The following is a 4,909-nucleotide window of genomic DNA, read 5'->3' on the forward strand; positions in this document are numbered from 1 at the left end:
TCTGCCCGGCGATCAGCAGCAGGATCAGCCGCAGCGGCAGCGCCTCGCGGTAGTACTGGGCGATCACGAGGAAGAACTCCAGCGCCACCATCGCGAAGGAGATCAGGCCGCCCGGGGCCGAACTGCCGAGGGTGGTCGGCTCGGCCGCCCGGTTCTCCTGCTCGCCGGCCTCCCGGTCCATCACGGTGATGGCCGTGACGCACGCGGTGATCGTGGCCAGGGCCAGCGTGCCCGCCAGCCAGAGCCGTCGGGTGCCCGGTGCCCGGGTGGTGTCCGGGGCCCAGCCGCTCTCCCAGGGGCGGTCCTGCGGCGGCCGGGACTTCTGTTCTGACATGCGCTGTTCCTCCGGCGGGGCACCCTTGACGGCGGCGCAGTTGTGGGGGCCCGGTGTGTGATCGGTGGACACCGTAGTTGACTGGTGGGGCGCCTGTGGCGCATTTGGTGAGAGCGGTTTCTCACCGATACCCGGACCGCCGTTGCGTACGGGCGTACAGATGTTGTGTACGCTCGTACACATGGGTTATCTGCTGCTGGCCGGGGCCATAGCCGCCGAGGTGGGCGCGACCACCGCCATGAAGTACAGCGACGGGTTCAGCAGGCTCGGCCCCTCGCTGCTCACGCTCGCCGGTTACGTACTCTCCTTCGGGCTGCTCGCGCAGACCCTGAAGACCGTGTCGGTCGGCACGGCCTACGCGATCTGGGCCGGGGCCGGCACCGCCGCCATCGCCACGATCGGGATCCTCTTCCTGGGCGAGGGCATGACCGTCGCCAAGGCCGCCGGGATCGCCCTGATCATCGTCGGGGTCGTGGTGCTGAACCTGGGAGGTGCGCACTGATGCCCCGGCGCCATGACCCCGAGCGGCGGCAGCGGATCATCGACGCGGCGATCCGGGTCGTCGGCTCCAAGGGCATCGCCGGACTGAGCCACCGCAGCGTCGCCGCCGAGGCGGACGTGCCGCTCGGCTCCACGACGTACCACTTCCGGACCCTCGACGAGCTGATGGTCGCCGCGCTGCGGCAGACCAACGAGGGCTTCGCCAAGATGATCGCCTCGAGCGGCGGCCTGGAGGATCCCCGCGCCGATCTGGCCACCGAACTCGCCGGGTGGATCGGTGAGTGGCTCTCCGGCGACCGCACGGGTGTGGAGCTGGAGTGCGAGCTGTACCTGGCCGCCCTGCGCCGGCCCGCCCTGCGGCCCGTCGCCGCCGAGTGGGCCGAGGGGGTCGCCGAGCTGCTGTCCCTGCGAACGGACCCCGTCACCGCGCGCGCACTGGTGGCGGTCGTCGACGGCATCTGCCTGCAGGTGCTGCTGACGGGGGCGCCGTACGACGAGGAGTACGCCCGGGAACTGCTGGGGCGGGTGCTCGCGGGGGCGACCGGATGAGGCCGGCGGTTTCAGCGGGCCGGCCGGGCGGTTGGACAGGTGGGGCGTGTTGGGAGGAGCGGTCGTCAGAGAGTCGTCCGTGCCCGGTGTCCGTGCTGCTGAGACGCGTCTTCGGGGTGCGGATACCGCCCGTCCCGTGAGATGGCCCCGCATGGGTTCGCATCCATCGGCGTCCGCCGGTTAGGTTGCCCTCATGACCGACACGACTGCTCCTCGCACGACCGGCGCCGTGGCCGCCGGCCTCGCCACGATCGCCGCCGACGGCACCGTTCTCGACACCTGGTTCCCCGCGCCCGAGCTGGCCGAGCAGCCCGGCCCGTCCGGCACCGAGCGGCTGTCCGCCGAGCGCGCCGCGGAGCTGCTCGGCGGTGGCGCGACCGCGGCGATCGGCCCGGACGCCCGCCGGGGCGTCGAGGTGGTCGCGGTCCGCACGGTCATCGCCTCGCTCGACGAGAAGCCGATCGACGCGCACGACACCTATCTGCGTCTGCACCTGCTCTCCCACCGCCTGGTCAAGCCGCACGGTCAGAGCCTGGACGGCATCTTCGGCTTCCTCGCCAACGTCGCCTGGACCTCGCTCGGCCCCGTCGCCGTCGACGACCTCGAGAAGGTGCGGCTCAACGCCCGCGCCGAGGGCCTGCACCTCCAGGTCACCTCCGTCGACAAGTTCCCGCGCATGACGGACTACGTGGCCCCCAAGGGCGTCCGGATCGCCGACGCCGACCGGGTCCGCCTCGGCGCCCACCTCGCCGAGGGCACCACCGTCATGCACGAGGGCTTCGTCAACTTCAACGCCGGCACGCTCGGCACGTCGATGGTCGAGGGCCGCGTCTCCGCCGGTGTCGTGATCGGCGACGGCTCGGACATCGGCGGCGGCGCCTCGACGATGGGCACCCTCTCCGGCGGCGGCAATGTCATCATCGCCATCGGCGAGCGCTGCCTGATCGGCGCCGAGGCGGGCGTCGGCATCGCCCTGGGCGACGAGTGCGTCGTCGAGGCCGGTCTCTACGTCACCGCGGGCACCCGTGTCACCATGCCCGACGGGCAGATCATCAAGGCCCGCGAACTGTCCGGCGCTTCCAACATCCTCTTCCGCCGCAACTCGGTCACCGGCACGGTCGAGGCCCGGCCGAACAACGCGGTCTGGGGCGGTCTGAACGAGATCCTCCACAGCCACAACTGACGGTCCCGCGCCGATCCCGTACGGATGACCCGGCGTGACCTCACGGTGCTTTTGGCAGATGAACGGGTGGACGCAGTGTCCGATCAGACGCCGAACCGACGAAACGAGGACCGGGCATGAGGAACGAGCGGGGGCGGACCGCCGTGCGCAGGCTGGCCGGGGTGGCCGCGGTGCTGGCGGTGTGCTGGCTGCCGGCGGGCGCCGCGCACGCCGACGAGACCAACACGGATTCCCACAACGGCCACCGGGTCGGTCTGATCAACGTCAACGTCGGTCAGATCGACGATCCGGCGGAGGACGTGCTGGAGCACACGCTGCTGTTCGGTGACGGGTACGCCTGGAACTGAGCCGGCAGAGGAGATGGGACGGCCCGTACCGCAGTCACCTGCGGTGCGGGCCGTCCCGTCATTGTTCCCGGCCGGTGGCATAGCGGGGCGCCCCCGCACGCGTCACAGGGAGTACGGGGGTGGACACAGGGTTCGCCCCGGGGGAGAGCGAAGGTGACGATGGATGCCGAAGCGCAGGAGAGTTTCCGGGAGTTCGTGGCGAACCGGTCGTCCGCGCTGCTGAAGACCGCGGTCCTGCTCAGCGGCGGCGACCGGCACGCGGGCGAGGACCTGCTCCAGAACGCGCTGATCAAGGCTGCGGGCCGCTGGCACCGCATCGACGAACCCGAGGCCTACGTCCGGCAGATCCTCTACCGGCAGCAGGTCAGCCGCTGGCGGCTGAAGTGGCCGAGACGTGAACTGAGCGTCGCCGAACCGCCGGAGACCGGCGCCCAGCCGGACGCCTCCGGCGCAGCCGAGCTGCGTCTGGTGATGCGCGGCGCACTGGCCCGGCTGACCGCGCGGCAGCGCACCGTGCTCGTGCTCCGCTACTTCGAGGATCTGCCCGAGGGCGAGGTGGCCCGCATCCTGGGCTGCTCCGTCGGCACCGTGCGGTCCGCCACCCATCGTTCCCTCGCCCGGCTGCGCGTCCTCGCGCCCGAGCTGGCCGCTCTCGGCCCGGCCGCCGCCGAGCAGCGGCCCTCCCCCGACTACTCGCCTGTGGAGGTGCGTCAGTGAACGTCGACGAACTCGTGCGTGACGCACTGCGCGACCAGGCCGACGGGCAGCAGCCCGCCGGCCCCGGCTTCGCCGACCGGGTGCTGTCGGTCCGCCGTCGCCGCCGCAGCCGACGGCTCGCGAGTGTCGCCGCGGCGGCCGCAGCCGTGATCGCCGTCGTCGTGGCGGTGCCCGTCCTGGACTTCGGCAAGCAGGACGTGCGCCCCTCGGGCAGGGCTGAGCAGACCGACATCACCCCCCATCCGGACCAGTCGCCGCCGCGCGACATGATCGCGGCCGGGCGGGTCGCGCTGGCCGCGTACTTCACCACGAAGAACGTCGAGCAGTCCGCCGACCGGGCCGTTGAGCAGCGCACGTACTGGCTGCTGAACCCGAAGACGAAGAAGTACGCGAAGGACGACCGGTGGTCGTACGTCGCGGTCGCTCCCGGGATGACGACCGCCGCCGTCCTGGAGCGGAACCTGCCCGTGCCGCGCATCGGGCTGCTCGATCTGGCGAGCGGTCAGGTCAAGCGGTGGATCCCGGTCGACCATCCGGTGGCGGGGGTGGAGTTCTCCACCGACGGCAGGAAGCTCGTCGCGACGACGTACAGCGAGAATCCCGACCACCGGGTGAAGGTCGACGGGGCGGAGGGCTGGGAGCCCCCGTTCACGCAGTCGGACCGGACCGGGTTCCATGTCATCGACGTGGCGTCCGGGAGCAGCTCATGGGCGGGAGTGGAGATCGGCGGTGGTGCGCACAACCCCGAGGCCTTCATCAACCCCCGTCAGGACTTCGCGTTCACCCGCGACGGCCGTCTCGTCTGGTCGGGGATGCCCACCGAGCCCGGTGAGAAGTTCTATGACTTCACCGGCGGGGAAGTTCCCCCGCCTGCGCTGGAGCGGTACCGCGACTGGAGCGTCGAGGCGGGGGCGTCTCCGGACGGGCAGCTCGTCGCCGGGCCGTTCGCGGGGCGGAAGTGGAAGACGTCGTCCTTCGTCCTCGACGCCCGCACCGGCAAGCAGCGCGAGGTGCGCGGGCAGCAGCTGCTCGCCTGGGCGGACGGGAACTCGCTCGTCGCCTGGGACATCGGCCGGGACGGGAACGAGTTCCGTCAGCGGCTGGTGCTGGTGACCGTCGGCGGCGAGAAGACGATCCCGCTCAGCGACTTCCGGTCGCCCAAGGACGACACCAAGGGGCGGTGGGAGCCGGTGTTCGCGGAGCGGTGATCAGGGCCCGGCCAGGTCCGCGTGGAGCGACAGCAGGGTGTCGGTCGTGGGCGGGGGCGCGGGCCGGAGC

The 4,909-nt window shown here is 71.6% G+C and carries 6 protein-coding genes and 1 pseudogene; 6 read left to right on the top strand and 1 reads right to left on the bottom strand.

The window, feature by feature from the left end; all coding sequences use genetic code 11:
- Positions 1 to 334, bottom strand: a pseudogene (locus C1J00_RS47395) (hypothetical protein); the annotation flags it as partial.
- 181 nt (positions 335 to 515) lie between these two features.
- On the opposite strand from C1J00_RS47395, the gene C1J00_RS38180 reads away from it, so the two are divergent.
- The 6 genes from C1J00_RS38180 (at position 516) to C1J00_RS38205 (ending at position 4,839) form a co-directional block, all read left to right on the top strand.
- On the top strand, positions 516 to 836 hold the full coding sequence (locus tag C1J00_RS38180) for a DMT family transporter (RefSeq protein ID WP_102913486.1): 321 nt from the start codon (positions 516 to 518) through the stop codon (positions 834 to 836).
- A complete protein-coding gene (locus tag C1J00_RS38185) occupies positions 836 to 1,384 on the top strand; it encodes a TetR/AcrR family transcriptional regulator (protein WP_102913487.1) in 549 nt (182 codons plus the stop codon). Before C1J00_RS38180 ends, C1J00_RS38185 begins: the two co-directional genes overlap by 1 nt.
- A gap of 193 nt (positions 1,385 to 1,577) precedes the next feature.
- Complete coding sequence (gene dapD, locus C1J00_RS38190; protein ID WP_102913488.1) at positions 1,578 to 2,567, top strand: 2,3,4,5-tetrahydropyridine-2,6-dicarboxylate N-succinyltransferase; 990 nt, start codon at positions 1,578 to 1,580, stop codon at positions 2,565 to 2,567.
- Positions 2,568 to 2,683: 116 nt separating this feature from the next.
- Positions 2,684 to 2,914 (top strand): hypothetical protein, encoded by a 231-nt coding sequence (locus tag C1J00_RS38195; protein ID WP_102913489.1) that lies wholly within the window; start codon positions 2,684 to 2,686, stop codon positions 2,912 to 2,914.
- A 159-nt stretch (positions 2,915 to 3,073) separates the two neighbouring features.
- A complete protein-coding gene (locus C1J00_RS38200) occupies positions 3,074 to 3,631 on the top strand; it encodes a SigE family RNA polymerase sigma factor (protein WP_102913491.1) in 558 nt (185 codons plus the stop codon).
- Positions 3,628 to 4,839: a WD40 repeat domain-containing protein gene (locus tag C1J00_RS38205; RefSeq protein ID WP_102913490.1), complete on the top strand. Its 1,212-nt coding sequence runs from the start codon at positions 3,628 to 3,630 to the stop codon at positions 4,837 to 4,839. Before C1J00_RS38200 ends, C1J00_RS38205 begins: the two co-directional genes overlap by 4 nt.
- The last annotated feature ends 70 nt before the right edge of the window (positions 4,840 to 4,909 follow it).

The sequence above is a fragment of the Streptomyces cahuitamycinicus genome, from assembly GCF_002891435.1.
Lineage (GTDB): Bacteria > Actinomycetota > Actinomycetes > Streptomycetales > Streptomycetaceae > Streptomyces > Streptomyces cahuitamycinicus.